Below are 25,052 nucleotides of genomic sequence, written 5' to 3' on the forward strand. Positions count from 1 at the left end.
AGAAAGGTCAAGAAAGGCAAAACGGCGCCGCGGGTGGCGGCGCCGCTTCGGACTGAAAATGACGGGCAGGAAAACATGCAGCCGAAACGCGCGATTGACGCGCGGCCGGCGCACCGATCGCGCGTGCGCGTCAGAACTTCGCGCGGATGCCGGCGCCGAACGTGTTGCCGGTCGACAGGCCGCTGATGTGATCGTTCATGTAGGCCGCGTAGACGTCGGTGCGCTTGGACAGCGGATAGTCGTAGCCGACGGCCCAGGTCTGGCGCGTCTGGTCGAGGCCGCCTGCGTCGCGCGAGTACGCATACGACGCCATCGCGTTGCCCACGCCGATCGGCACCGACACGCCGCCCTGCGCGGTGTTCACGTGCCAGCTGCCCGCGACTTGGTCGTTCTTCGTATACATGTACTGGCCGAACAGCTTCACGAGCTTCAGGTCGTAGGTGGCGCCGACCAGCGCGATGCCCTGGCTCTTCATGCCGGTCACGAGCGCGCTCAAGTCCTGCGGGCCGTTGTTGAAGTTCACGTACTGATACACGGCGGTCGCCGCGAACGGGCCGTTCGCGTAGTTGAACTGCGCGCTCCACTTCTTCGAACGGTTGTCGCCGGCCTGGTTGCCGAGCGCGTACATCGCGCCGAAGTTCAGGCCCCCGAACGAAGGCGACGTGTAACCCAGCGCGTTGTTCCAGCCCGAATCGCCCACCGCGCCCTGATCGCTCGGATAGGTCGGGAACGTGCCGAGGCCGAGGAACACGTGATACACCATCGGCGAGAAGGTGTACGAGTCGTAGAACGGGTTGAACAGGATCGTCGACAGGAACAGGTGCGTCGTCAGGCGGCCCGCCGTCACCGTGCCGTACGGCGAGCTGATGCCGACGTATGCGTTGCGCGCGAAGAACGTGTCGCCCTGGAAGCGGCCGTACTGGCCGTTCTGCGCACGGAAGAAGCTCTCCAGCGTGAAGATCGCCTTGTAGCCGCTGCCGAGATCCTCGGCGCCGTGCAGGCCCCAGTACGACGTCGACATGCCGCCGCCCGACACGTTCCACGCGCGATCGCTGCCCGGGAACTTGGTGGCGCCGACCCATTCGTCAACCTGCCCGTAGAGCGAGACGCTCGACTGCGCATGGACGGGTGCGGCAGCCGCCACGCAGGCGGCTGCGGCGATCAGCTTGACGGACGTGCGCGACGCACGGCGGGCGAATGCTTTCATGGGATCTCCAGGTTTTGTCGAATAGTCGATAAGTGGCGCGAGCGTTGTTGTATGGAGCCGAGTGCTTGCGTCGTATGGGGCGCAGCCATCTTTACGGATCATTCGTCCGGTCAAAATTGCGCACGCTTATTGCGGGTATAGCGTCGGCATTAACTTCGCGGCAGGTATCCATGGCCGCACGCACGGCGGCGGCCCGGCACGAACGCGGTCGCACGGGCGGGCGGCGGCGCGGCATGGCGTGCCGGGCGCGAAAGATAGCGCAATGCGGCGGGAAAATCAGCGGGAATCTGCGCGCGACTGTGGCGAATTCGCATCAGCCGGCAGGGGGACGAGCGCCGGTGCGCTCAGTTTCGGTAGAACGGGGAGAAAAACGGCGAGTGCGCAGGCTCTTCCTGCGAGCGGGGCGGCGGCATCGGGCGGCCGCCGCGCTCCTCGTTGTAGCGCGCGACGTCGGCGCGGATCGAGCCGGCTCGCAGCGGGACGTTGCCGCCGCCCGGCGGGCGCGGCATCTGGCGGACTTCGGCGTTGATCGGCCGATACGGGCTTTGCGCGGCGTAATGGCCGTACGACGGTGTCGGGCGCAGCCCCCAGCGGGAGCCGGCGCCGCTCACGCCGCCGGGACGCACGCCGGCAGACGGCGGCACGCGACGCCACACCGGCGCGCCGCCGGCGGGCTGACCGTACGCGCGCATGTCGCCGCCGCCGAAGCCGTGGCTGCCGAACCCGTGACCGCCGTGGGGAGGCTGGGCGAGCGCGAGCGGCATCAGCAGCGTGCCGAGCACGCCTGCCACCCATCGTCCGATCTTCCGTTTCACCCGTTCCGTCATCGTTCCGTGCCCATCGACGCCCGCCGTCGGCTCCTTTCGGCCGACCCAAGGCTTTCAGCAGTAATTTATGAGCGGGGGGAAAGCGTGTCGAGCCAAAAAGTGTTATGTCGCCGGCATCGGTGTAACACCATGTTACTGCTAGGTTTTTTCACTTCCGGGCGCGATCGCGACGGAACGTTCTTCCGCGGTTTTGGCCGCCGCCGCGACTCGTACGGCGGCCGCCGTTGCATGCCACCGATTCATCAATCGATTCGCACAATGAATTTGTGTAGTGAATCATCAACCGGGACAATAACGCCATCCGCGCGCGCGACGCGCGCCTTCGTCGTTTCCGAATCGAGTTCCCGATGGCCCGTCCCCGTTTTCTTCCCGACAACTTCACGCTCGCGCTCGTCGGCACCGTCGTGCTCGCGAGCCTCGTGCCGTGCCGCGGCCCGGCCGCCCATGCGTTCAACTGGGCGACCAACATCGCCGTCGGCCTGCTGTTTTTCCTGCATGGCGCCAAACTGTCGCGCGAAGCCGTCGTCGCGGGCGCGACGCACTGGCGGCTGCACGCGCTCGTGCTGCTCAGCACGTTCGCGCTGTTCCCGCTGCTCGGCCTCGCGCTGAAACCCGTGCTGCAGCCGCTCGTCACGCCGACGCTGTACGCGGGCGTGCTGTTCCTCTGCACGCTGCCGTCGACGGTCCAGTCGTCGATCGCGTTCACGTCGATCGCGAAGGGCAACGTGCCGGCCGCCGTGTGCGCGGCCTCCGCGTCGAGCCTGCTCGGGATCTTCGTCACACCGGCGCTCGTCGGGCTGATGATCACGTCGCAGTCGGCCGCGGCCGCGTCGCCGTGGAGCACCGTCGGCAGCATCGTGATGCAACTGCTCGTGCCGTTCATCGCCGGGCAGTTGCTGCGGCCCGTGATCGGTGGCTGGATCGACCGCAATCGCGGCGTGCTGCGCTTCGTCGACCAGGGCTCCATCCTGCTGGTCGTCTACGTCGCGTTCAGCGAGGCCGTCAACGAGGGGCTGTGGCACCAGATTCCGCCGCGCGCGCTCGGCGGCCTGCTCGTCGTCAACCTCGTGCTGCTCGCGATCGCGCTGCTGCTGACCGCATTCGTCAGCAAGCGGCTCGGCTTCAACCGTGCCGACCAGATCACGATCATCTTCTGCGGATCGAAGAAGAGCCTCGCGGCCGGCGTGCCGATGGCGAAGGTGATCTTCTCGGCGAACGCGGTCGGCGCGATCGTGCTGCCGCTGATGCTGTTTCACCAGATCCAGCTGATGGCGTGCGCGGCGCTCGCGCAGCGCTGGGGCGCGCGCGACACGAGCGGCGAGCACGACGAGGGCGCCGCGACGGCCGCATCCGGCGCGCTGAGCGCGGGCAAGCGCTGACGCGCCCGGGGGCGCGATGGCCGCCGCGGGCGGCTTTCCGCTTTCCGCTTTCCGCTTTCCGCTTTCCGCTTTCCGCCTACCGCTCATCGCCCCCCGTTTTCGGTCCCTCGCCACTTCCGGCCACGCCCCGACGCGCATCCGGCGCGATGCACCGGCAACGCCGGTCATGTCACGAAATCTTCATTCAATTCTCCGCGCGCGATGCCGTTAAGCCGGACGTCCCGTCGATTCGGCTGCCCTCGCCCATGCCCGCGCCCCACTCCGGTTCCGCCGCCACCCGCACCTCGCGCCTGATCGCGGATCGCGCGCTCGCCGCCGTCTTCCAGCCGATCGTCGACCTCGGGTCGGGGACGGTCGTCGGTTACGAAGGGCTGATTCGCGGCCCGCGCGGCACCGACCTCGAGCCGCCCGCCGCGCTGTTCGCGCAGGCCGCGCGCGAAGGCGAAACCATCGCGCTCGAACGGGCGGCCGCGCTCGCCTGCCTCGACGCGTTCGCGGCGCTCGGCTGCGATGGCAAGCTGTTCCTCAATTTCAGCGCGGGCACCATCCTCACGCTCGCCAGCGAACGCGAGCGCGCATGCCAGTTCCTCGGCCGCGCGCACATCGGCGCCGAACGCATCGTGATCGAGCTCACCGAGCAGAACGCGATTCCCGATCTCGCGGACATCGGGCCGGCGGTCGCGTCGCTGCGCGACGCCGGCATCCAGTTCGCGCTCGACGACTACGGCACCGCGAACGCGAGCATGAACCTGTGGCTGCGCCTGCACCCGGACCTCGTGAAGATCGACCGCTTCTTCATCCACGACATCGCGCGCGACCCGCTCAAGTTCGAGGCCGTGAAGGCGATGCAGCACTTCGCGCAGGCGAGCGGCGCGAAGCTGATCGCGGAAGGCATCGAGAACGAATGCGACCTGATCGTCGTGCGCGACATGGGCATCTGCTGCGTGCAGGGCTTCCTGCTCGGCCGGCCGAACGCGCAGCCGTCGCGGGTGGTCGCGCCGGCCGCGCGCGACGCGATCCGCGCGCCGCACATCGCGGTGTTTCCCGGCATGACGCGCGCGGTGCGGCCGGCCGGCACGATCGCCGGGAAGATGCTCGTGCCCGCCCCGGCGCTGCCGCGCGACGCGACCAGCAACGACGTGCTCGACCTGTTCAACCGGATGCCCGACCTGCACGCGGTCGCGCTCGTCGAGCGCGGGCGGCCCGTCGCGCTCGTCAATCGCCGCGGCTTCATCGACCGTTTCGCGCTGCCGTATCACCGCGAGGTGTTCGGGAAGAAGCCGTGCCTGCAGTTCGCGAACGATGCGCCGCTGATGATCGACAACGCGACGACCTTCGAGCAGCTCGCGCTGCTGCTCGCGAGCCACGACCAGCGCTATCTCGCGGACGGCTTCGTGATCACCGAACACGGCCGCTATGTCGGGCTCGGCACCGGCGAGAGCCTGGTGCGCACGGTGACCGAAATGCGCATCGAGGCCGCGCGCTACGCGAATCCGCTGACCTTCCTTCCCGGCAACATCCCGATCAGCGCGCACATCGACCGCCTGCTCCAGCGCGACGCCGGCTTTCATGCGTGCTACGTCGACCTGAACCAGTTCAAGCCGTTCAACGACCAGTACGGCTACTGGCAAGGCGACGAAGTGCTGAAGTTCGCCGCGACCGTGCTGGCCGCCGTATGCGACCCGCAGCGCGACTTTCTCGGCCATGTCGGCGGCGACGATTTCCTGGTGCTGTTCCAGCGCGACGACTGGCGCGAGCGCGCCGCCGACGCGATCGCGCGCTTCAACGACGGCGCGCGGCTCTTCTACACGCAGGCCGACCGGCAGGCGGGCGGGCTGCATGGCGAGGACCGCCACGGCAACCCGGCGTTCTTCGGCTTCGTGACGATGGCGATCGGCGCGGTGGGCGTGCCGGCCGGCGCGCACGGCGCGAAACGCTACGGCAGCGACGAGATCGCGTCGGTCGCCGCGCTCGCGAAGCGGCGGGCGAAGCAGCAGCCGGACGGGCTCGCGGTCGTCGATCTCGATGCCGGCCGCGCCGCGCTGCGGCATCGCGGCGAACCGCCGGCCGTGGCGGTGGCGGCCGGCTGAACGACGGACGGTCGCCCGCGACGCACGGAAAACCGGCGCACCATGCGAGGGGGCCGATGCCCGGCCGCTGCAACGTTCGGCTGTCGCGCAACGGCCTCTCATCGTCATCGGTCACGGCCACGGCCACGGCGCCTCCACGCTCGCACGGGCGCGCGATCCGACTGCCCATTTTGCGGCGCTGCGTCGGCACCGCCGGACACCCGCACGCCCACCTTGCCTTTTTCGCGTTTTGTTTAGTATTTTTAGTAACGGTGTTTTCGCAGATTAGCGCTTAAAAATCCGCTATTTGCGGGTATTCCCCGGTTATCCGGCCCGAATTCCGCAATGCGTTTTACTATACAATCGCCTCCACCCTAAACAAACCGGACCCCGAACGATGGGTACGACCATTCGCGATGTGGCGCGGGCGGCTGAGGTTTCGATCGGCACCGTCTCCCGCGCGCTGAAAAACCAGCCCGGCCTGTCCGAAGCCACGCGCGCGCGCATCGTCGGGATCGCGCAGCAGCTCGGCTACGATCCCGCCCAGTTGCGGCCGCGCATCCGCCGGCTCACGTTCCTGCTGCACCGGCAGCACAACCGCTTTCCCGCGAGCCCGTTCTTCTCGCACGTGCTGCACGGCGTCGAGGACGCGTGCCGCGAGCGCGGCATCGTGCCGACGCTGCTCACGGTCGGCCCGAACGACGACGTGCTGCGCCAGATGCGCCCGCACGCGCCCGACGCGATCGCGGTGGCCGGCTTCATCGAGCCCGAGACGATCGAGGCGCTCGCCGCCACCGGCCGGCCGCTCGTGCTGATCGACCTGTGGGCGCCCGGGCTGCGCTCGGTCAACATCGACAACGCGACCGGCGCGGCGCTCGCGATGCGCCACCTGCTCGCCACCGGCCGCTCGCGGATCGCCTTCATCGGCGGCTCGGCCGCGCACTACAGCATCGCGCAGCGCGCGATCGGCTATCGGCGCGCGTTCTTCGAAGCCGGGCGGCTGTTCGATCCCGCGTACGAAGTGACGATCGACGCCGGGCTCGACCCCGACACGGGCGCCGCGCGTGCGATGGAGCAACTGCTCGACGCGCCGGGCCCGCGGCCCGAAGCCGTGTTCGCGTACAACGACGCAGCCGCGCTGGCCGCGCAGCGCGTGTGCATCGCGCGCGGGCTGCGGATTCCGGACGACATCGCGATCGTCGGCTTCGACGACATCCCGGCCGCCGCGCACGCGAGCCCGCCGCTCACGACGCTCGCGGTCGACAAGGAAGCGCTGGGCCGCCGCGGCGTCGAGCTGCTGCTCGCCGAAGCGCCCGAGCGCACCGAGATTTCCCTGCCCGTCGAGCTGATCGTGCGGGCCAGCAGCCAGCCCGCCGGCTCCCCGGCACTCGATACCGCCACGGTCCAAGAATCATGAACATGCCTCCGGTCCAACCCCGCGCCGCCGCGCCGGCCGGCCACGCGCCAGCCGCACCGTTCGTCGCGAGCTTCCGCGATCCGTCGTTCCTGCTGTCGCACGTCGAAGACACGCTGCGCTTCTACGCGGCCAACGCATTCGACCCGACGGGCGGCTTCTACCACTACTTCCGCGACGACGGCAGCATCTACAACCGCACGTCGCGCCATCTCGTCAGCAGTTGCCGGTTCGTCTTCAACTACGCGATGGCGTACCGGCATTTCGGCGATCCGCGCCACCTGGAATACGCGCGCCACGGGCTGCGCTTCCTGCGCGACGCGCACTGGGACGACGCGCTGCAGGGCTACGACTGGGAGCTCGACTGGCGCGACGGCGCGAAGCGCGCGACGCTCGACGGCACGCGCCACTGCTACGGCCTCGCGTTCGTGCTGCTCGCGGCCGCCCACGCGACGATGGCCGGCATCGACGAAGCGCGCCCGCTGATCGCGGCCACCTACGAGCTCGCCGAGCACCGCTTCTGGGATGCGGCCGCGGGCCTCTATGCGGACGACGCGACGCCGAACTGGAACGTATCGACGTATCGCGGCCAGAACGCGAACATGCACATGACGGAAGCGCTGCTCGCCGCCTACGAGGCGACCGGCCACCTCACGTACCTCGATCGCGCGGAAAAGCTCGCCACCCACATCACGCAGCGCCAGGCCGCGCTGTCGGGCGGGCTCGTGTGGGAGCACTACCATGCGGACTGGTCGGTCGACTGGGACTACAACAAGGAAGACAGCTCGAACATCTTCCGCCCGTGGGGCTTCCAGCCCGGGCACCAGACCGAATGGGCGAAGCTGCTGCTGATCCTCGAGCGGCACCGCCCGCTCGACTGGCTCGTGCCGCGCGCGACCCAGCTGTTCGACGCGGCGCTCACGCACGCATGGGACGCCGATCACGGCGGCCTCTGCTATGGCTTCGGCCCGGACTTCACGATCTGCGACCACAACAAGTATTTCTGGGTGCAGGCGGAGACCTTCGCGGCGGCCGCGATGCTCGGCGCGCGCACCGGCAGCGAGCGTTTCTGGGACTGGTACGACGAGATCTGGCGCTACAGCTGGGCGCACTTCGTCGATCACCGCTACGGCGCGTGGTACCGGATCCTCACCTGCGACAACCGCAAGTACAGCGACGAGAAAAGCCCGGCCGGCAAGACCGACTATCACACGATGGGCGCCTGCTACGACGTGCTCGCGACCCTCGCGCGCGCGCAACGCAGCGAGCCGACGCAATGAGCGGCGGCACGTTTCCGGCTTTCGTGTCGGCGGGCGACATCCTGACCGACATGGTGCGCGCGGGCGACGCGCAGTGGACGTCGGTGCCGGGCGGCGCCGGCTGGAACGTCGCGCGCGCGGTCGCGCGGCTCGGCGTGCCGAGCGCGCTTGCGGGCGCGATCGGCGAAGACTGCTTCTCCGACGTGCTGTGGCGCGCGAGCGAAGCGGCCGGCCTCGACCTGCGCTTCCTGCAGCGCGTCGCGCGGCCGCCGCTGCTCGCGATCGTCCACGAGACGCGCCCGCCCGCGTACTTCTTCATCGGCGAAGCGAGCGCGGATCTCGCGTTCGATCCGGCACGGCTGCCGGCCGGCTGGACCGATCACGTGAAATGGGCGCATTTCGGCTGCATCAGCCTCGTGCGCGAACCGCTCGCGAGCACGCTGGCCGCGCTCGCGGCCGACCTGCATGCGCGCGGCGTGAAGATCAGCTTCGACCCGAACGTGCGGAACCTGATGACGGCCGCGTACCGGCCGACGCTGGAGAAGATGGCCGCCCTCGCCGACCTGATCAAGGTGTCCGACGAAGACCTGCGGCACCTGTTCGGCGGCGACGGCCCCGACGCGATCGCGGCGGTGCGCGCGCTGAACCCGCGGGCGGCCGTGCTCGTCACGCGCGGCGCGCAGGCGGCCACGCTCCATGCGGACGGCGACGTGCACGAAGCCAGCCCGCCGCGCGTCGAGGTGGCCGACACCGTCGGCGCGGGCGACGCGTCGATCGGCGGCCTGCTGTTCAGCCTGATGGCCGCGCCGCGGCGCGGCTGGCGCGAGCATCTCGCGTTCGCGGTGGCGGCCGGCGCCGCCGCGTGCCGGCATACGGGCGCGCACGCCCCGACGCTCGACGAGGTCGTCGCGCTGCTTGAAGGGTGAAGGCACGCTGAAGAGGCGAAGAAGGAACGGTGGCCGGCCGCCGATCGGTCACCGATAAACCGCATTCACCATGCTGCGCCGCAGTGCTACGATGAAGCGTCCTATTGCGGGAGAGGCACGATGGACACGAACACGTTCACCAAAGGCATCTACACGGCCAAGGCGCATACGCACCGCTCGGACAACGGCGAGTTTCAGGGCTACGTGATCCTGGCGCGGGACGACGGCGACGAGACGGAAAACATGCGCTACGACGTCCACACGACGAGTTCGAGCGAGGAAGAAGCGTTCGAGGAAGCCAAGGCGCTCGCGCACCGGATCCTCGGCGAGATCGAGCTGTGACGCGCAGCACCCTCACGCGCGCGCCGCGGTGCGACCGCGACGCGCCGTCCCGCTCGATTCAGAGCAGCCGCGCCACCATCGATACCAGCATCGTCAGCACCAGCGTCGACATGAACGGGAACGGGTAGCGCCGCCCGCCGAGCGTCAGCGTGACGTCGCCCGGCATCCGCCCGATGCCGAGCTTGCCGAGCCACGGCCAGCAGCGCGTGAGGATCATCACCGCGATGAACGTCGTCAATAGCCAGCGCAGCATGCCTGAGGCCCGTTTACATGGGGAACGTACATGTGTCGCGCCCGTCAGAGCGCGTGCGAACGGTCGCCGCGCGCGAACGCGTCGAGCGTGCCGTCGATCCCGCGCGAAAACGCGATCACCTTGAACAGCTCGCCCATCTCGGCCTCCGAGATCAGCTTCTGCACCGCGTTCGCGGCCGGCAGGAACGCGTGGACGTCGGACGGATCGATCGCGGCCAGCGCGTCGGTGATGCCCGCGTTCAACAGGAAGCGCGCCTGCGACGTGTAGCCGAGCAGATCGGCGCCGGTCGCGACGCCCGCGTCGTAGATGCCGGTGAATTCGACGTGCGCGGTGATGTCCTGCAGGCCCGGGTACACGAACGGGTCGTCGTGCGCGTGGTGGCGGTAGTGGCACATCAGCGTGCCGCGGTCGCGCTGCGGGTGGTAGTACTCGTGCGCGGGGAAACCGTAGTCGACCAGCAGCACCGCGCCGCGCGCGAGCATCGTGCAGACGGTGCGCGTGAACGCCAGCGCGGCCTCGTGCGTTTCGGTCACGTAGCCGTCGCCGACGTCCAGCCCCGTGAGCACCGCCGGCAACGCGGCCGCGCCGACCGGCCGGTCGTCGAACACGAACGCCTGCCGCGCGTCGAGCGCGACGCCGCGCTCGCGCCACGCGCCGTCCGCCTTCGCGAAGAGGCGCACCGGCATCGCGTCGAGCACCTCGTTGCCGACCACGACACCCTCGAACCGCTCGGGCAGCGCGTCGAGCCAGCGCACCTTCGCGGCCCGCGCCGGCACCGCGGCTTCGATCGTGTCGCGCTGCCGTTCGCGCAGTTCGCCGGACAGGTCGACGATCAGGTATTCGTCGAGTTCGACGCCCGGCGCGTCGAGCGCCGCGAGCAGCCCGGCCGCGAGCTTGCCCGTGCCGGCGCCGAACTCCATCACGCGGCGCGTGCCGCTCGCCGCCAGTGCTTCGGCGACCGGATTCGCGAGCGTCTGCGCGAATAGCGGCGACAGCTCGGGCGCGGTGACGAAGTCGCTGCCGTCGTCGGCGCGACGCCCGAACTTGCGCGCGCCGCCGCTGTAATAACCGAGGCCCGGCGCATACAGCGCGCGCTCCATGAAGCGGTCGAACGGCAGCCAGCCGCCGGCCGTCGCGATCTCGTCGCGCAGTTGCGCGGCGAGGGTTTCGGACTGCGCGAGCGCGTCAGGGCCGGGAGCAGGTAAACTAGCGGGTTCGTGAGCTTTCGGGTTCATCCCGGCATTGTAAATGACCGTTTCAGCCGATACGTCGACCCCACGCGTGGTGCTCGTCACGGGCGCCCTGGGCAGCGCGGCCGACGCCGCGTCGATCGGCCGTGCGCTCGCGACGGGTTTCGCCCGCCGCGGCTGGGACGTCGCGCTGCAGCGCGGCCACGGCGCGCCGCGCGCGGCCGCCGACGCGCTCGTCGCCGAAGTCGCGGCGCTCGGCCGCCGCGCGGCCGTGCTCGACGCCGATCTGGCCCTGGAAGCCGATGCCGCGGGCCTCGTCGCCGCGTGCGGCGAAGCGCTCGGCCGGCCCGCGTGCGCGGTGTTCGTCAGCGCCAGCGCCGGCGCCGACGACGCGCACACGGTGGACGGCGCGTCGCTCGCTGCTGCGCTCGCACGCAACGTGACGGCGCCGCTCGCTGTGGCGCGCGCACTCGCCGACGCGACGCCCGACGCCGCGCGCGACGACGAAACGCTGCGCGCGTGCGCGATCCACGTACTGGATCAGGCCCTGTTTCACCCGGCACCGGCGCAACTGTCGCACGCGCTGATGCAGGCCGCACTGAACCGCGCGACGTCGGCGCTCGCGCTGGCGCTCGCGCCGAAGGTGCGGGTCGCGGCGCTGGTGCGCGGCCACGCGCCGCACGCGGACGACATCGCGGCGGCCGCCTGCTATCTCGCGAGCGCGCCCGGCGTCACCGGCGCGACACTGACCGTCGACGGCGGCGAGCACCTGGTGCCGCCGGCCGCCGGCCCGAATGAATGAACCGCGCGGGCGCGGCCTGAGAGCCGCCGCCCGCGCCGCTTTGCGTGCGCGCACGCCAATTTGACTGGGACGACCATGTTTTCCGCTCTCCTGCACCCCCGCCTCGCGGATTGCCGCAGGCTCTACCTGCGCGACTACGAGGTGCACATCAACATCGGGGCCTTCGAACACGAGAAGCGCGGCGAACAACGCGTCGTCATCAACATCGACCTGTTCGTGCCGCTCGCGCTGTCCACCCCCGTCGACGACCGGCTGCACGAAGTCGTCGACTACGACCTGATGAAGCAGAGCGTCGCGCAGTGCCTGGCGCGCGGCCACATCCACCTGCAGGAAACGCTGTGCGATTCGATCGCCGCGCACCTGCTGGCGCACGACACCGTGCGCGCGGTACGCGTCCGTACCGAGAAACCGGACGCCTATCCGGACTGCGACGCCGTCGGCGTCGAAGTCTTTCGCATCAAGGACGAGGAGCGCGCATGAACGCCCCCCACATGAACGACACGGCGGCCGACGCCGCCACGCTGGACGACGCCGCCGCGTCGGCCGGCCGCCCCGCGCTCACGCGCCGCGAGCAGAAGGAAGCGTACGAGAACAACAAGCTGTTCAAGCGGATCGTGCGCCAGGTCGGCCAGGCGATCGGCGACTACAACATGATCGAGAACGGCGACAAGGTGATGGTGTGCCTGTCGGGCGGCAAGGACAGCTACGCGATGCTCGACGTGCTGCTGCGCCTGCGCGAGCGCGCGCCGATCGACTTCGACATCGTCGCGGTGAACCTCGACCAGAAGCAGCCGGGCTTCCCCGAGCACGTGCTGCCCGAATACCTGACGCAGGTCGGCGTGCCGTTCCACATCGAGAACCAGGACACCTACAGCATCGTCAAGCGGCTCGTGCCGGAAGGCAAGACGACCTGCTCGCTGTGCTCGCGGCTGCGCCGCGGGATCCTGTACCGCGTGGCCGGCGAGCTCGGCGCGACCAAGATCGCGCTCGGCCATCACCGCGACGACATCGTGCAGACGCTGCTACTGAACATGTTCTACGGCGGCAAGCTGAAGGGGATGCCGCCGAAGCTGCAGTCGGACGACGGCAGGAACATCGTGATCCGCCCGCTCGCGTACGTGAAGGAAACCGATCTCGAGAAATACGCGGAATTGCGCGAATTCCCGATCATCCCGTGCAACCTGTGCGGCAGCCAGCCGAACCTGAAGCGCGCGGAAATGAAGGCGCTGATCCGCGACTGGGACAAGCGCTTCCCGGGCCGCGTCGACAACATGTTCAACGCGCTCGCGAAGGTCGTGCCGTCGCACCTGATGGACACGACGCTGTATCCGTTCCAGTCGCTGCGCGCGACGGGCGAGGCCGACCCGCAAGGCGACATCGCGTTCGACGAGGAACCGTGCGCGTCGGGTGACGAGTCGGCGGCTTCGGGCGCCGCCCGGCCGATCTCGATCGTCCAGTTCGACGACCTGTAAGCAGGGGCGGAACACCCGCCGGAACCGGGCGCCGGCAGCCCTTTCCGGCGCCGTCGCCCCGCCGCGACAGGCCCGGAGCGCCAGGGGCCGCATGCTAAAATGGACGGCTTCAAACTCCTCTGACAAGCTGGCGCCATGAATATCGTGATTTTGGCGGCAGGCACCGGCAAGCGCATGCGCTCCGCGCTGCCGAAAGTGCTTCACCCCCTGGCCGGCAGGCCGCTCCTCTCCCACGTCATCGACACCGCACGCACGCTGCAGCCGTCCCGGCTGGTCGTCGTCGTCGGCCACGGCGCCGAGCAGGTCCAGACCGCCGTCGCCGCGCCCGACGTCCAGTTCGCGGTGCAGGCCGAACAGCTCGGCACCGGCCACGCGGTGCGCCAGGCGCTGCCGCTGCTCGATCCCGCGCAACCGACGCTCGTGCTGTACGGCGACGTGCCGCTCACGCGCGCGTCGACGCTGCGCCGTCTCGTCGATGCCGCGCACGACGGCCGCTACGGGATCCTGACCGTCACGCTCGACGACCCGACCGGCTACGGCCGGATCGTGCGCGACGCGGCCGGCTTCGTCACGCGCATCGTCGAGCAGAAGGATGCGTCGCCGGACGAGCTGAAGATCGCCGAGATCAACACCGGCATCATCGTCACGCCCACCGCCCAGCTGTCGATGTGGCTCGGCGCGCTGAAGAACGAAAACGCGCAGGGCGAGTACTACCTGACCGACGTCGTCGAACTCGCGATCGAGGCCGGCTTCGAGGTCGTCACGTCGCAGCCCGACGACGAATGGGAAACGCTCGGCGTGAACAGCAAGGCGCAGCTCGCGGAGCTCGAACGCATTCACCAGCGCAACGTGGCCGATGCGCTGCTCGTCGACGGCGTCACGCTCGCCGATCCGGCGCGCCTCGACGTGCGCGGCGCGCTGCGCTGCGGCCGCGACGTATCGATCGACGTGAACTGCGTGTTCGAAGGCAACGTGACGCTCGCCGACGACGTGACGATCGGCGCGAACTGCGTGATCCGCAACGCATCGATCGGCACGGGCACGCGCATCGACGCGTTCACGCACATCGACGGCGCCGAACTCGGCGCGCACACCGTGATCGGCCCGTACGCGCGGCTGCGCCCGGGCGCGCAGCTCGCGGACGAAGCGCACGTCGGCAACTTCGTCGAGGTAAAGAACGCGGTGATCGGCCATGGCTCGAAGGCGAACCACCTCACGTACATCGGCGACGCCGACATCGGCGCGCGCGTGAACATCGGCGCGGGCACGATCACCTGCAACTACGACGGCGCGAACAAGTTCCGCACCGTGATCGAGGACGACGTGTTCGTCGGCTCCGACACGCAGCTCGTCGCGCCCGTGCGCGTCGGCCGCGGCGTGACGATCGCGGCCGGCACGACGATCTGGAAGGACGTCGCCGAAGGCGTCCTCGCATTGAACGAGAAGACGCAGACCGCGAAGAGCGGCTACGTCCGCCCGGTCAAGAAAAAGAGCTGAACCTTTTGCGGGCGCCCGCGCGGCGCCCGCTTCGACTGACAGGATTGACCATTCATGTGCGGCATTGTCGGCGCAGTTGCGCAACGTAATATCGTTCCGGTGCTGATCGAAGGATTGCGGCGCCTCGAATACCGTGGTTACGACTCGTGCGGCGTCGCCGTGCTCGAGCCGGGCGCGCCGAAGCGCGCGCGCAGCGTCGAGCGCGTCGCCGATCTCGATGCGCAGGTGCGCGAGACGCACCTCGAAGGCTCGACCGGCGTCGCGCACACGCGCTGGGCTACGCACGGCGCGCCCGTCACGCACAACGCACACCCGATCTTCTCGTCGAACGCGCTCGCGCTCGTGCACAACGGCATCATCGAGAACTTCGAGACGCTGCGCGAAACGCTGCGCGCGAAGGGCTACGAATTCGTGTCGCAGACCGACACCGAAGTGATCGCGCACCTCGTGCACAGCCTGTACCGCGGCAACCTGTTCGACGCGGTGCGCGAAGCCGTTCACCAGCTGCACGGCGCGTATGCGATCGCCGTGATCCACAAGGACCAGCCGCACACCGTCGTCGGCGCGCGCCAGGGTTCGCCGCTCGTCGTCGGTCACGGCGACGGCGAGAACTTCCTCGCGTCCGATGCGCTCGCGCTCGCGGGCAGCACCGACCGCTTCACGTTCCTCGAGGAAGGCGACGTGTGCGAGCTGTCGCTCGACGGCGTGACGATCGTCGATCGCCACGGCGCCACCGTGCAGCGCGAGATCCGCGTGGTCAGCGCGTACGGCGGCGCGGTCGAGCTCGGGCCCTATCGTCACTTCATGCAGAAGGAAATCTTCGAGCAGCCGCGCGCGATCGGCGACACCGTGCCGCAGACGGAAGCCTTCGACGCGACGCTGTTCGGCGAAGCTGCCCCCGCCGCGTTCGCCGAGATCGACAGCCTGCTGATCCTCGCGTGCGGCACGAGCTACTACTCGGGCCTCACCGCGAAGTACTGGCTCGAATCGATCGCGAAGATCCCGACCCAGGTCGAGATCGCCAGCGAATACCGCTACCGCGAGTCGGTACCGAACCCGCGCCAGCTCGTGCTCGTGATCTCGCAATCGGGCGAGACGGCCGATACGCTCGCGGCGCTCAAGCATGCGCAGTCGCTCGGCCATACGCATACGCTCGCGGTGTGCAACGTCGCGACGAGCGCGATGGTGCGCCTGACCGAGATGCAGTTCCTGACGCACGCGGGCACCGAGATCGGCGTCGCGTCGACGAAGGCGTTCACCACGCAGCTCGTCGCGCTGTTCGTGCTGGCCGCGACGCTCGGCAAGCTGCGCGGGCACGTGGACGCCGCGCAGGAAGCGCAATTCGTGAAGGAGCTGCGCCACCTGCCGGCCGCGCTGAACAGCGTGCTCGCGCTCGAGCCGCAGATCATCGCGTGGTCGGAGGAATTCGCGCGCAAGGAAAACGCGCTGTTCCTCGGCCGCGGGCTGCACTACCCGATCGCGCTCGAAGGCGCGCTGAAGCTGAAGGAAATCTCGTACATCCACGCCGAAGCCTATCCGGCCGGCGAACTGAAGCACGGGCCGCTCGCGCTCGTCACCGAAGCGATGCCGGTGGTCACGGTCGCGCCGAACGACACGCTGCTCGAGAAGCTGAAGTCGAACATGCAGGAAGTGCGCGCACGCGGCGGCGAGCTGTACGTGTTCGCCGATGCCGACACGCAGATCGTCAACGACGACGGCCTGCACGTGATCCGGATGCCGGAACACTACGGCCAGTTGTCGCCGATCCTGCACGTCGTGCCGCTGCAACTGCTCGCGTATCACACCGCGTGCGCGCGCGGCACCGACGTCGACAAGCCGCGCAACCTCGCGAAATCGGTGACGGTGGAGTAATGCCGCGCGACGGGATGGCCCCTCGCCGGGCCGTCCCCGCCGCGTGCGCGCGCAAGGCAGGCCATTCGGCCAGGTCGAAATATGTACCACGTAGTGGTATATAATCCGGTGCTGACTCGACCGGCTCGACATGCCTGCTTCCGTACGACGCGTGTTCAAGACGAAGGGGTTTCACCAGGCAGCCGGGAAAGCGGGAATCGCCGATGGCGAGCTCTGCCGCGCGGTGCGGGAACTGGCCCGCGGCCAGGGCGTCGATCCCGGCGGCAATGTCTGGAAGAGGCGCCTCGGAAAGCGCGCCGCGGACGTAGGTCGACACACCGACAGCGACATCGCGACGCCGGTCGCACTGAAAGCGCTTGTGGAGATTTGCAATGGCCAAGGGTCGATTCAAGAGCGACGCAACGGAGGCGATCCACAGCGCCGCGTCGGGGCTTTATCGCGCCAACCTGCTCGACAAGAAGACGATGCGGGAATACGACGATCTCTGCATCGAAGCCGCGCCGCAGTTCGATCCGGAAGCGATCGCCCGCATCCGCAAGTCGGTCAACGTCAGCCAGAGCGTGTTCGCGCTCTACCTGAACACGACGACGTCGACGATCCGCCAATGGGAACAGGGCGACAAGCGGCCGAGCGGCATCGCCGCGCGCATGCTCCAGATCGTCGAAAAACACGGGCTCGAGGTGTTCTCCTGAGCCGGCTTCCCCGACTGCCCATGCACGGCCCGGCCGCACGCGCGCCGCAACGAATATGACGGAGAGACAATGGTAAGACTGTTTGGATGCGGATTGCTGGCGCTGACGTTCGCGTCGACGAGTTGGGCCGCCGAGCACTATGTCGAGGTCTGGAACCCGCCCGAGGCGCGGCAACCCGCGGCTCGCACGCCGGCTGCGCGCCCGGGCGCCGACGCGCGTACCGGCAAGAGCGCGGAGAAGCACGCGAGCGCCACGCCGAAAGCCGCCGCGAAACCGCACAAGCGCCGCGTCGCGCAGGCCGTGAAAGCCGGCCCGCACCGCCCGGCCGCCACCGCGACCGACACGCCGGCCGCCCCGCCGCGCCCCGTGGCGCAACCCGCGCCGGGGCATCTCACGGTGATGCAGCCGGGCGCACCGGACGCGACGCATGCGCTCACGTTCTCCGACATCCCGCGTCAATACACGCCGGACGGCAACGTGCTGCAGGTCGGCACGCACGGCCGCTCCGCGGAGGTGACTCGATAATGGAAGCGCAGACCTACCACGGCTACCAGATCTGGGGCCACGCGATCCTGCAGCAGGACGAGATCATGCAGCCCGAGCGCTTCGCGGCGAGCGGCACGATCACCCAGAACAACCGGCTGGTCGAGGCGTCGGGCGTGCTCGGCGTATTCGACACCGAAGACGACGCGCGCGATGCAGGACTCGAATGGGCGCGCGCGTGGATCGACAACCACAGCTGACCGAACGCAAGCGCGCATCCACGGCCGTCACCGATGAGGCCGCGCAGGTGCGGCGCGCACCGCAAATGAAGAAGGGGCGTCCGCGACGCCCCTTCTTTCATTCGAACCCCTCGACTCACGCCGCGGCGTGCGGCGGCCTCACCGTCTCCCGCGGCCGGCCGACGAGCCGTGCCAGTACGACGATCGCCACCAGCGTCGCGACGTACACGGCGATCTGGATACCCGCCGGGCGCGCGGTATAGCCGACGAGCGTATGCAGCGCCTTGCCGACGATGCTCGATTCCTTGAGCAGCCACGACGTGTCCCACACCGCATCGCCCCACGACGGCACGAGGCCCGCGGCCAGCAGGAAGCCGACGCACTGGCTTGCCATGCCCGCCGCCAGCAACACGATCAACCCGTTCGTGACGGAGAACAGGCGCTTGAGCGGAATCTGCAGCAGGCCCGCATACATCGCATAGCCGAGGCCCGCGCCGCCGAGCACGCCGAGCAGCCCGCCCGCGATCATCTGCGGCGTCTGCCCCGGGTCTCCCGCCGCGATCCCGTACAGGAACAGCACGGCCTCGGAACCCTCGCGCAGCACCGCGACGCCGACCACGATCGCGAGCCCGGTCAGCGGCCGGCGGCCGGCCGCGACCGCGCGGCCGACCTCGCCCATGTGCAGCGCCATTTCGCGGCCGTGCCGGCTCATCCAGATGCAGTGCCACGCGAGCATCAGCGTCGCGACGAACATCACGCCCGCGTTGAAGACCTCCTGCCCCATGCCGGACGCCCATTGCGAGATCACGTCGGCGAACGCCGCGATCAGGCCGGCGCCGACCACGCCGCCGACCAGCCCGCCGCCCACCCACCAGCCGCGCCGCGGCACGCCCTTCGTGGCGGCCATCACGATCGAGACCACCAGCGCGGCCTCGAGCACTTCACGAAAGACGATCAGGGCAGTGGACAGCATGTCGGTATCGGCTTACTTGACGGTCAGGTGCGTCTTCGACTGCGCTTCGTGATACTCGTCGTGGAACTCGTAGGTCCCGGCCTTCAGCGGCCCGACGAGGATCTCGACCGACTTGCCGGCCGGCACGACCTTCTCCGCCTTGAAGTCGTCGCTCTCGAATTCGGCGGGCGTCGCGTCGAGATTCTTCACGACGAATTTCACCTTCTTGCCGGCAGGAATCGTCACGCCGTCCGGCGAAAACTTGTGGTCCTTCAGCGTGAGGTTGACGACGTCGTCGGCAGCGAAGGCGGACGTGGCCGACGCGCCCAGCAGGGCCAATGCGAAACCGATAGCGAAACGGGTCATGTGCGTAATGGTTTGAAATATGGAAGGGAATCGATACTAAGATCGATTCGCATTTTCACCTCGAAGTACCCTTACTCGCGGCATGGAGATCGTGCACCATCGATGCGACGCGCGCGTTGCCGCGCAAGGCTCTGCCGGGTTTTGCCGGCAATGCACGGCCGTCAATCGGGAAAGATTCGGACTGACGCCCGCATGCAAATGCCCATTCGTCAGACCTCAGCATTACAAATGGCTGATGGGATGCACACCGCCGTATGCGGCGCACTTGACCTTCCCACCATGGCAAGCTTCATGCTGAACGTACTCGTCAACCACCAACCCGGAGAACACACGATGGAATTCGAAGTCCAGGACATGACCTGCGGCGGTTGCGCCAACGCGATCACGCGCGCGGTGACGGCCGCCGATCCCGCCGCGAAGCTCGACATCGACGTCGCGGCGAAGATCGTCAAGGTCGAGTCGGCGCAAGGCGCCGAACGCGTGCGGTCGATCATCGAAGCCGCCGGCTTCCATCCCGCGCTGCGCAGCGCGTAACGCGCTCGCGATCGCCGGCGCACCGCCGAACGGCGAGGCGCCGGCGGCCGGCCACACGTCAGCGCAGCCGGATCAGCGTCGACTTCAGTTCGGTGTACTTCTCGAGCGCGTGCAGCGACTTGTCGCGGCCGTTGCCCGACTGCTTGTAGCCGCCGAACGGGAAGTTCATGTCGCCGCCCTCGTCATAGCAGTTCACCCACACGGTGCCCGCGCGCAGCCGGCGCGACACGTCGTGCGCGGTCGTCAGGTTCGACGTCCATACGGCCGCGGCCAGCCCGTATTCGGTGTCGTTCGCGATCCTGACGGCCTCGTCGACGTCGTCGAACACGATCACCGACAGCACGGGCCCGAAGATCTCCTCGCGCGCGATCTTCGCATCGGGCTTCACCTCGAACACCGTCGGCTCGACGTAGAAGCCGCCCGTTTCCGCATGCACGCGTGCGCCGCCGGTCACGAGCCGGCCTTCGCCGCGCCCCGCCTCGATGTAACCGAGCACGCGCTCGAGCTGGATGCCGTCGACGATCGCGCCCATCGACACCGACGGATCGAGCGGATTGCCCGGCACGTACGCGCGCGCGGCCGCGACGAGCTTCTCGATGAACGCATCCTTGATGTCGCGATGCACGAGCAGCCGGGAGCCCGCCGTGCACATCTCGCCCATGTTGTAGAAGATCGCGCCGGCCGCCGTCTGCGCCGCGCGGTCGAGATCGGGGCAGTCGGGCAGCACGATGTTCGGCGACTTGCCGCCGAGCTCCAGCCACGCGCGCTTCAGGTTCGACTGCGCCGCATACTGCATGATCAGCTTGCCGACCGCCGTCGAGCCCGTGAACGCGATGCAGTCGACGTCGCGATGCAGCGCGAGCAGCTTGCCCGGCTCGCCCGCGCCCGGCACCACGTTGAACACGCCGGCCGGCATGCCGGCCTCGAACGCGAGCTGCGCGACGCGGATCGCGGTCAGCGGCGATTTCTCCGACGGCTTCAGCACGACGCTGTTGCCGGCCGCGAGCGCGGGGCCGAATTTCCATGCGGCCATCAGGATCGGGAAATTCCACGGCACGACGGCGGCCACCACGCCGACCGGCTCGCGCGTGACGAGGCCGACGAGATGGTGATCGGCCGGCGCGACCTCGCCGCCGACCTTGTCGATCGCCTCGGCGAACCATTCGACGCAGTACGCGGCGCCCGGCACGTCGACCGTCGTCGTGTCGCCGATCGGCTTGCCCGCGTCGAGCGTCTCGAGCAGCGACAGCTCGTCGAGATGCGCGCGCATCAGTGCGGCCCAGCGCAGCAGCACGGCCTTGCGCTCACGCGGGTTCAGGCCGGCCCACACGCCCGCGTCGAACGCGCGGCGCGCGGCCGCGACGGCGGCGTTCACGTCCGCTTCGCCGCAATCGGCGACCTTCGCCAGCACGCGGCCGTCGATCGGGCTCACGCAGTCGAAGGTCCTGCCGCCGTGCGCGTCGCGCGGCGCGCCATCGATGAATGCGCGCCCTTCGATCTCGAGCGACGCCGCCTTGCGTTGCCAGTCAGCCAAAGTCAACTTGTTCATCAGGATACCTCAATGTTGTGGCATTCGCGATGCGGCACGCCGCGCGCGTGGCACGCGGCCGGCCTGCAGCGAATGCGGTGACGCGCGGTCAGAAGGTCGCCGGCGAATTGGCCGAGACGACCTCGCAGATCAGTTCCGCGCTGGGATTGCGAAAACGATGCGGCAAACGGCTTTCGAAGTAGTAGCCGTCTCCGGGGTCGAGCAGCCACGTCGCGCCGTCGACGGTCAGCTCGAGCCGGCCCGACACGACGACGCCGCCCTCGTGCCCCGCGTGCACCAGCATCTCGGGGCCCGTGTCGGCCAGCGGCTGATAGGTCTCGCGCAGGATGCACATGTTGCGGTCCTTCACGTTCGCGCCGACGAGCTGAAACGCGAGCGACTCGTTGCCGAGGTTCGGCATCTCGTCGCGACGCGACACGATCGCGCGCGATTCGACGAGCTCGAACGTGAAGAACTCGGCGAGACTCATCGGAATGCATTCGAGCAGTTTCTTCAGCGAGCCGACCGACGGGCTCACGCGCCCCTGTTCGATCAGCGAGATCGTGCCGTTGGTGACGCCGGCGCGTTTCGCGAGTTCGCGCTGCGACAGGCCATGCTTGTTGCGCACGAAACGCAGGCGCTCGGCGACTTCGGTGGACATCGATTCGGTTTCGGACACGATAAGTGCGATGACAAAGTGAAACGACGCATGGGACAGCCGTTGAATATTCTAATCACTTTATGACGCACATCAGCGGGGAAAACCCTGAAAGGCGTTCGAAATAATGGACGGCGCGCCGACTATTCCCTTTACGAATCTTTTATTCATACTGCTCGGGAAAGCCCTGATGCAGGACCATTAAAAAACATTTGACGCCGTTATTGGCTCGTATATGCTGGCTCTCAGGTCGGCGTCAAAGCGGCATCGCAATGCAGCAATCGATGCCCGTCAATGTTGAATGACGCAGGGCCGGCGCCTCGATTATTTTAAACGCCCCGCGCGTCGAAACGATCAGGTGTTCAATACTTTCAACAAACCAGTCGAGTGTAATCGTGAGAGTCCGTGGCCCTCTGGTGAGGTGGGATCGAGGCGATGTGCGAAGTTTGCGCAGCGCCGGTCCCGCTTCCGACGGCAGTTGCGGCTGGCATAGTCCTCGCCTGCTTCACCTGTCGATCTACACCATCCTGTCCCGTCGTTCCGTTCGGCGCCACAACGCCGTTTCCGCACGCGCATTCGTCGCCGTCGATACCGACGAAGTGGCGTCGCTGCTGCCGTAGCGCCTCTCCTTTCTTTACGCCGTTCGTTTCGTCCGCCGATTCGCCAACCGCATCGTCCATGCGGTGACGGAACGCGTGCGCGCACGCGTTGCCGCGTCGCGCATCGCGTATCGCGTATCGCGTATCGCGTATCGCAATGAAACGAACGACGGCCTGACCGTCGCGCGCAGCGCGGATCGCCACGCCATCCCGTTGCGCCCATTCACCAGCGGCCGTGCGCCTCGCGCCCGGCTGCGGGGTCGTGTCGCGCCCGCGTTTTGCCGCATTCGGCTCGATGCACGTCACGTCCCTACGGATTACTGATTGACGTCATGGAAAGGAAACCTCTCGTCGGCATCACCGCCGACCTCACCCAGATCGGCGCCCACGCGTCGCATACGGTCGGCGACAAGTACGTCGCCGCGATCGTCGACGGCGCGCAGGCGCTCGCGATGGTGCTGCCGGCCCTCGGCGAGCGCCAGTCGACCGACGACGTGCTCGACGCGGTCGACGGGCTGCTGTTTACCGGCAGCTACTCGAACGTCGAGCCGCATCTGTATGGCGGCGAACCGAGTGCGCCGGGCACGAAGCACGACCCGGCGCGCGACGCGACGACGCTGCCGCTGCTGCGTGCGGCCATCGTCGCGGGCGTGCCCGTGCTCGCCGTATGCCGCGGCTTCCAGGAGCTGAACGTCGTCTTCGGCGGCACGCTGCACCAGCACGTGCACGACGTGCCCGGCCTCGCTGATCATCGCGAGGACGACGACGCGCCGCTGGACACGCAATACGGCCCCGCGCACGTCGTGCGCCTGACGCCCGGCGGCAAGCTGCATGCGCTCGCCGGCGGCCGCGACGAAGTGCACGTGAACTCGCTGCACAAGCAGGGTATCGCGCGGCTCGGCGCGGGCCTCGCGATCGAGGCCGTCGCACCGGACGGCCTGATCGAGGCCGTGAGCGTCGCCGACGCGCCGGCATTCGCGCTCGCCGTGCAGTGGCATCCGGAATGGCGGCACGCGCAGAACCCGCTGTCGAGCGCGATCTTCCGCGCGTTCGGCGATGCCTGCCGCGCCCGCCGCGCCGCCCGTGCGCGGGCCATGGCCGCCGCCGCGCTCGCCTGAGCGCGCCCACCAGACAACGAGAACAGACATGCAAGACATCGAAGGCTTTCTGAAGCAGCACCGGATCACCGAGATCGAAGCGATCATTCCCGACATGGCCGGCATCGCGCGCGGCAAGATCACGCCGCGCAACAAGTTCACGTCCGGCGAATCGATGCGCCTGCCGCAGGCCGTGATGGTGCAGACCGTCACCGGCGACTATCCGGAAGACGGATCGCTCACCGGCGTGACCGACCCCGACATGGTGTGCGTGCCCGACACGTCGACGATCCGCCTGATCCCGTGGGCCGTCGACCCGACCGCGCAGGTGATCCACGACTGCGTGCATTTCGACGGCTCGCCGGTCGAGATCTCGCCGCGCTACGTACTGCGCCGCGTGCTCGACCTGTACAAGGCGAAGGGCTGGAAGCCCGTCGTCGCACCCGAGCTGGAGTTCTACCTGGTCGACATGAACAAGGACCCCGACCTGCCGCTGCGCCCGCCGGTGGGGCGCACGGGCCGCCCGGAAACGGGCCGCCAGTCGTATTCGATCGAGGCCGTCAACGAGTTCGACCCGCTGTTCGAGGACATCTACGAGTACTGCGAAGCACAGAACCTCGACATCGACACGCTGATCCACGAAGTCGGCGCCGCGCAGATGGAGATCAACTTCATGCACGGCGACGCGCTGTCGCTCGCCGACCAGGTGTTCCTGTTCAAGCGCACCGTGCGCGAGGCCGCGCTGCGTCACAACATGTACGCGACGTTCATGGCCAAGCCGATGGAAGATGAACCGGGCTCGGCGATGCACGTGCACCAGAGCATCGTCGACGAGGAAACGGGCCAGAACCTGTTCACGTCGCAGGAGACGGGCGGCGCGACGTCGATGTTCTACAACTACCTCGCGGGGCTGCAGAAGTACACGCCGGCGCTGATGCCGATCTTCGCGCCGTACATCAACTCGTATCGCCGCCTGTCGCGCTTCATGGCCGCGCCGATCAACGTGCAGTGGGGCTACGACAACCGCACGGTGGGGTTCCGCATTCCGCATTCGGGCCCGGCCGCGCGCCGCATCGAAAACCGCATCCCGGGCGTGGACTGCAACCCGTACCTCGCGCTCGCCGCGACGCTCGCGGCCGGCTACCTCGGCATGACGCAGCGCCTGGAGCCGACCGAGCCGCTGGTGAGCGACGGCTACAGCCTGCCGTACCAGTTGCCGCGCAACCTCGAGGAAGGGCTGACGCTGATGGCCGCGTGCGAGCCGCTCGGCGAGATCCTCGGGCCCAAGTTCCTGAAGGCGTATTTCGCGCTGAAGGAAACCGAATACGAAGCGTTCTTCCGCGTGATCAGCTCGTGGGAACGCCGCCATCTGCTGCTGCACGTTTAAGCGCGCAC

At 68.4% G+C, this 25,052-nt stretch carries 26 protein-coding genes and 1 pseudogene; 19 read left to right on the top strand and 8 right to left on the bottom strand.

The window, feature by feature from the left end:
- Positions 1-130 precede the first annotated feature (130 nt).
- Positions 131-1,207 (bottom strand): porin, encoded by a 1,077-nt coding sequence (locus tag CFB35_RS15605; protein WP_089465204.1) that lies wholly within the window; start codon positions 1,205-1,207, stop codon positions 131-133.
- A gap of 344 nt (positions 1,208-1,551) precedes the next feature.
- Positions 1,552-2,034, bottom strand: coding sequence for a hypothetical protein (locus tag CFB35_RS15610; RefSeq protein WP_060317111.1), 483 nt, complete (start codon positions 2,032-2,034; stop codon positions 1,552-1,554).
- A 347-nt stretch (positions 2,035-2,381) separates the two neighbouring features.
- Between CFB35_RS15610 and CFB35_RS15615 the strand changes: the two genes are divergently transcribed.
- The 6 genes from CFB35_RS15615 to CFB35_RS15640 all read left to right on the top strand — a co-directional run bounded on the left by CFB35_RS15615 (position 2,382) and on the right by CFB35_RS15640 (position 9,423).
- Positions 2,382-3,413: a bile acid:sodium symporter family protein gene (locus CFB35_RS15615; RefSeq protein WP_089465205.1), complete on the top strand. Its 1,032-nt coding sequence runs from the start codon at positions 2,382-2,384 to the stop codon at positions 3,411-3,413.
- A gap of 245 nt (positions 3,414-3,658) precedes the next feature.
- Entirely contained in the window at positions 3,659-5,503 is a 1,845-nt protein-coding gene (locus CFB35_RS15620) for a phosphodiesterase (RefSeq protein ID WP_089465206.1), read from the top strand.
- Between the two features lie 376 nt (positions 5,504-5,879).
- Positions 5,880-6,899 carry a LacI family DNA-binding transcriptional regulator gene (locus tag CFB35_RS15625; protein ID WP_059576424.1) on the top strand — a complete coding sequence of 340 codons (1,020 nt, stop codon included), beginning with the start codon at positions 5,880-5,882 and terminating at the stop codon, positions 6,897-6,899.
- A complete protein-coding gene (locus tag CFB35_RS15630) occupies positions 6,896-8,176 on the top strand; it encodes an AGE family epimerase/isomerase (RefSeq protein WP_089465207.1) in 1,281 nt (426 codons plus the stop codon). Before CFB35_RS15625 ends, CFB35_RS15630 begins: the two co-directional genes overlap by 4 nt.
- Positions 8,173-9,081, top strand: coding sequence for a carbohydrate kinase (locus tag CFB35_RS15635; protein ID WP_059641250.1), 909 nt, complete (start codon positions 8,173-8,175; stop codon positions 9,079-9,081). The genes CFB35_RS15630 and CFB35_RS15635 overlap by 4 nt, the downstream gene beginning before the upstream one ends.
- Positions 9,082-9,201: 120 nt before the next feature.
- A complete protein-coding gene (locus CFB35_RS15640; RefSeq protein ID WP_059576415.1) occupies positions 9,202-9,423 on the top strand; it encodes a hypothetical protein in 222 nt (73 codons plus the stop codon).
- Positions 9,424-9,481: 58 nt separating this feature from the next.
- Here CFB35_RS15640 and CFB35_RS15645 read toward each other — a convergent pair whose 3' ends face one another.
- Together CFB35_RS15645 and CFB35_RS15650 are read right to left on the bottom strand one after the other, a co-directional pair.
- Positions 9,482-9,676, bottom strand: a complete 195-nt coding sequence (locus CFB35_RS15645) for a DUF2905 domain-containing protein (protein ID WP_011546377.1) — start codon at positions 9,674-9,676, stop codon at positions 9,482-9,484.
- Positions 9,677-9,720: 44 nt separating this feature from the next.
- Positions 9,721-10,911 (bottom strand): class I SAM-dependent methyltransferase, encoded by a 1,191-nt coding sequence (locus CFB35_RS15650; protein ID WP_089465208.1) that lies wholly within the window; start codon positions 10,909-10,911, stop codon positions 9,721-9,723.
- A gap of 13 nt (positions 10,912-10,924) precedes the next feature.
- On the opposite strand from CFB35_RS15650, the gene CFB35_RS15655 reads away from it, so the two are divergent.
- The 9 genes and pseudogenes from CFB35_RS15655 to CFB35_RS15695 all read left to right on the top strand — a co-directional run bounded on the left by CFB35_RS15655 (position 10,925) and on the right by CFB35_RS15695 (position 17,944).
- The gene (locus CFB35_RS15655) at positions 10,925-11,668 is read left to right on the top strand and encodes an SDR family oxidoreductase (RefSeq protein WP_089465209.1); all 744 of its coding nucleotides are present in this window, start codon (positions 10,925-10,927) and stop codon (positions 11,666-11,668) included.
- 75 nt (positions 11,669-11,743) lie between these two features.
- Complete coding sequence (locus CFB35_RS15660) at positions 11,744-12,148, top strand: dihydroneopterin aldolase (RefSeq protein WP_059576406.1); 405 nt, start codon at positions 11,744-11,746, stop codon at positions 12,146-12,148.
- The gene (gene ttcA, locus CFB35_RS15665; protein ID WP_089465210.1) at positions 12,145-13,140 is read left to right on the top strand and encodes a tRNA 2-thiocytidine(32) synthetase TtcA; all 996 of its coding nucleotides are present in this window, start codon (positions 12,145-12,147) and stop codon (positions 13,138-13,140) included. The genes CFB35_RS15660 and ttcA overlap by 4 nt, the downstream gene beginning before the upstream one ends.
- Positions 13,141-13,275: 135 nt before the next feature.
- Positions 13,276-14,637, top strand: coding sequence for a bifunctional UDP-N-acetylglucosamine diphosphorylase/glucosamine-1-phosphate N-acetyltransferase GlmU (gene glmU / locus CFB35_RS15670; protein WP_089465211.1), 1,362 nt, complete (start codon positions 13,276-13,278; stop codon positions 14,635-14,637).
- A gap of 54 nt (positions 14,638-14,691) precedes the next feature.
- A complete protein-coding gene (gene glmS / locus CFB35_RS15675) occupies positions 14,692-16,509 on the top strand; it encodes a glutamine--fructose-6-phosphate transaminase (isomerizing) (RefSeq protein WP_089465212.1) in 1,818 nt (605 codons plus the stop codon).
- 130 nt (positions 16,510-16,639) lie between these two features.
- A pseudogene (locus CFB35_RS15680) lies at positions 16,640-16,885 on the top strand (type II toxin-antitoxin system RelE/ParE family toxin); the annotation flags it as partial.
- Entirely contained in the window at positions 16,881-17,201 is a 321-nt protein-coding gene (locus CFB35_RS15685; protein ID WP_059576393.1) for a DNA-binding transcriptional regulator, read from the top strand. The pseudogene CFB35_RS15680 and the gene CFB35_RS15685, both read left to right, overlap by 5 nt.
- Before the next feature lie 69 nt (positions 17,202-17,270).
- A complete protein-coding gene (locus tag CFB35_RS15690) occupies positions 17,271-17,726 on the top strand; it encodes a hypothetical protein (RefSeq protein WP_089465213.1) in 456 nt (151 codons plus the stop codon).
- Positions 17,726-17,944: a hypothetical protein gene (locus CFB35_RS15695; protein WP_006477594.1), complete on the top strand. Its 219-nt coding sequence runs from the start codon at positions 17,726-17,728 to the stop codon at positions 17,942-17,944. The genes CFB35_RS15690 and CFB35_RS15695 overlap by 1 nt, the downstream gene beginning before the upstream one ends.
- 115 nt (positions 17,945-18,059) lie before the next feature.
- Here CFB35_RS15695 and CFB35_RS15700 read toward each other — a convergent pair whose 3' ends face one another.
- Together CFB35_RS15700 and CFB35_RS15705 are read right to left on the bottom strand one after the other, a co-directional pair.
- On the bottom strand, positions 18,060-18,896 hold the full coding sequence (locus CFB35_RS15700) for an FTR1 family protein (protein WP_059576386.1): 837 nt from the start codon (positions 18,894-18,896) through the stop codon (positions 18,060-18,062).
- Positions 18,897-18,908: 12 nt separating this feature from the next.
- Positions 18,909-19,241 carry a cupredoxin domain-containing protein gene (locus CFB35_RS15705; protein WP_006488047.1) on the bottom strand — a complete coding sequence of 111 codons (333 nt, stop codon included), beginning with the start codon at positions 19,239-19,241 and terminating at the stop codon, positions 18,909-18,911.
- A gap of 333 nt (positions 19,242-19,574) precedes the next feature.
- Here CFB35_RS15705 and CFB35_RS15715 point away from each other — a divergent pair, with 333 nt between their 5' ends.
- The gene (locus CFB35_RS15715) at positions 19,575-19,775 is read left to right on the top strand and encodes a heavy-metal-associated domain-containing protein (protein WP_059576472.1); all 201 of its coding nucleotides are present in this window, start codon (positions 19,575-19,577) and stop codon (positions 19,773-19,775) included.
- Between the two features lie 58 nt (positions 19,776-19,833).
- Here the strand turns inward: CFB35_RS15715 and CFB35_RS15720 are convergent, their stop codons facing one another.
- A complete protein-coding gene (locus tag CFB35_RS15720; RefSeq protein WP_059641229.1) occupies positions 19,834-21,324 on the bottom strand; it encodes an aldehyde dehydrogenase in 1,491 nt (496 codons plus the stop codon).
- 88 nt (positions 21,325-21,412) lie between these two features.
- Positions 21,413-21,964: a cupin domain-containing protein gene (locus CFB35_RS15725; protein ID WP_059641368.1), complete on the bottom strand. Its 552-nt coding sequence runs from the start codon at positions 21,962-21,964 to the stop codon at positions 21,413-21,415.
- 434 nt (positions 21,965-22,398) lie between these two features.
- Here CFB35_RS15725 and CFB35_RS35355 point away from each other — a divergent pair, with 434 nt between their 5' ends.
- From CFB35_RS35355 to CFB35_RS15745, 3 genes are all read left to right on the top strand, one after another.
- Positions 22,399-22,581, top strand: a complete 183-nt coding sequence (locus tag CFB35_RS35355; RefSeq protein ID WP_059576381.1) for a hypothetical protein — start codon at positions 22,399-22,401, stop codon at positions 22,579-22,581.
- 311 nt (positions 22,582-22,892) lie between these two features.
- On the top strand, positions 22,893-23,678 hold the full coding sequence (locus CFB35_RS15740) for a gamma-glutamyl-gamma-aminobutyrate hydrolase family protein (protein ID WP_060966558.1): 786 nt from the start codon (positions 22,893-22,895) through the stop codon (positions 23,676-23,678).
- Between the two features lie 28 nt (positions 23,679-23,706).
- Positions 23,707-25,044: a glutamine synthetase family protein gene (locus tag CFB35_RS15745; protein ID WP_059576368.1), complete on the top strand. Its 1,338-nt coding sequence runs from the start codon at positions 23,707-23,709 to the stop codon at positions 25,042-25,044.
- Positions 25,045-25,052: the final 8 nt, after the last annotated feature.

This window comes from Burkholderia sp. AU16482 (assembly GCF_002223285.1).
GTDB lineage: Bacteria > Pseudomonadota > Gammaproteobacteria > Burkholderiales > Burkholderiaceae > Burkholderia > Burkholderia semiarida.

Coding starts and splice junctions, on each gene's coding strand:
- CFB35_RS15690 (WP_089465213.1), top strand. CDS start 17,271: ATGGTAAGACTGTTTGGATGCGGATTGCTGGCGCTGACGTTCGCGTCG.
- CFB35_RS15645 (WP_011546377.1), bottom strand. CDS start 9,676: ATGCTGCGCTGGCTATTGACGACGTTCATCGCGGTGATGATCCTCACG.
- glmU (WP_089465211.1), top strand. CDS start 13,276: ATGAATATCGTGATTTTGGCGGCAGGCACCGGCAAGCGCATGCGCTCC.
- CFB35_RS15745 (WP_059576368.1), top strand. CDS start 23,707: ATGCAAGACATCGAAGGCTTTCTGAAGCAGCACCGGATCACCGAGATC.
- CFB35_RS15625 (WP_059576424.1), top strand. CDS start 5,880: ATGGGTACGACCATTCGCGATGTGGCGCGGGCGGCTGAGGTTTCGATC.
- glmS (WP_089465212.1), top strand. CDS start 14,692: ATGTGCGGCATTGTCGGCGCAGTTGCGCAACGTAATATCGTTCCGGTG.
- CFB35_RS15635 (WP_059641250.1), top strand. CDS start 8,173: ATGAGCGGCGGCACGTTTCCGGCTTTCGTGTCGGCGGGCGACATCCTG.
- CFB35_RS15630 (WP_089465207.1), top strand. CDS start 6,896: ATGAACATGCCTCCGGTCCAACCCCGCGCCGCCGCGCCGGCCGGCCAC.
- CFB35_RS15610 (WP_060317111.1), bottom strand. CDS start 2,034: ATGACGGAACGGGTGAAACGGAAGATCGGACGATGGGTGGCAGGCGTG.
- CFB35_RS15740 (WP_060966558.1), top strand. CDS start 22,893: ATGGAAAGGAAACCTCTCGTCGGCATCACCGCCGACCTCACCCAGATC.
- CFB35_RS15685 (WP_059576393.1), top strand. CDS start 16,881: ATGGCCAAGGGTCGATTCAAGAGCGACGCAACGGAGGCGATCCACAGC.
- CFB35_RS15605 (WP_089465204.1), bottom strand. CDS start 1,207: ATGAAAGCATTCGCCCGCCGTGCGTCGCGCACGTCCGTCAAGCTGATC.
- CFB35_RS15655 (WP_089465209.1), top strand. CDS start 10,925: ATGACCGTTTCAGCCGATACGTCGACCCCACGCGTGGTGCTCGTCACG.
- CFB35_RS15700 (WP_059576386.1), bottom strand. CDS start 18,896: ATGCTGTCCACTGCCCTGATCGTCTTTCGTGAAGTGCTCGAGGCCGCG.
- CFB35_RS15615 (WP_089465205.1), top strand. CDS start 2,382: ATGGCCCGTCCCCGTTTTCTTCCCGACAACTTCACGCTCGCGCTCGTC.
- CFB35_RS15695 (WP_006477594.1), top strand. CDS start 17,726: ATGGAAGCGCAGACCTACCACGGCTACCAGATCTGGGGCCACGCGATC.
- CFB35_RS15650 (WP_089465208.1), bottom strand. CDS start 10,911: ATGAACCCGAAAGCTCACGAACCCGCTAGTTTACCTGCTCCCGGCCCT.
- ttcA (WP_089465210.1), top strand. CDS start 12,145: ATGAACGCCCCCCACATGAACGACACGGCGGCCGACGCCGCCACGCTG.
- CFB35_RS15640 (WP_059576415.1), top strand. CDS start 9,202: ATGGACACGAACACGTTCACCAAAGGCATCTACACGGCCAAGGCGCAT.
- CFB35_RS15620 (WP_089465206.1), top strand. CDS start 3,659: ATGCCCGCGCCCCACTCCGGTTCCGCCGCCACCCGCACCTCGCGCCTG.
- CFB35_RS15705 (WP_006488047.1), bottom strand. CDS start 19,241: ATGACCCGTTTCGCTATCGGTTTCGCATTGGCCCTGCTGGGCGCGTCG.
- CFB35_RS15660 (WP_059576406.1), top strand. CDS start 11,744: ATGTTTTCCGCTCTCCTGCACCCCCGCCTCGCGGATTGCCGCAGGCTC.
- CFB35_RS15715 (WP_059576472.1), top strand. CDS start 19,575: ATGGAATTCGAAGTCCAGGACATGACCTGCGGCGGTTGCGCCAACGCG.
- CFB35_RS15725 (WP_059641368.1), bottom strand. CDS start 21,964: ATGTCCACCGAAGTCGCCGAGCGCCTGCGTTTCGTGCGCAACAAGCAT.
- CFB35_RS15720 (WP_059641229.1), bottom strand. CDS start 21,324: ATGAACAAGTTGACTTTGGCTGACTGGCAACGCAAGGCGGCGTCGCTC.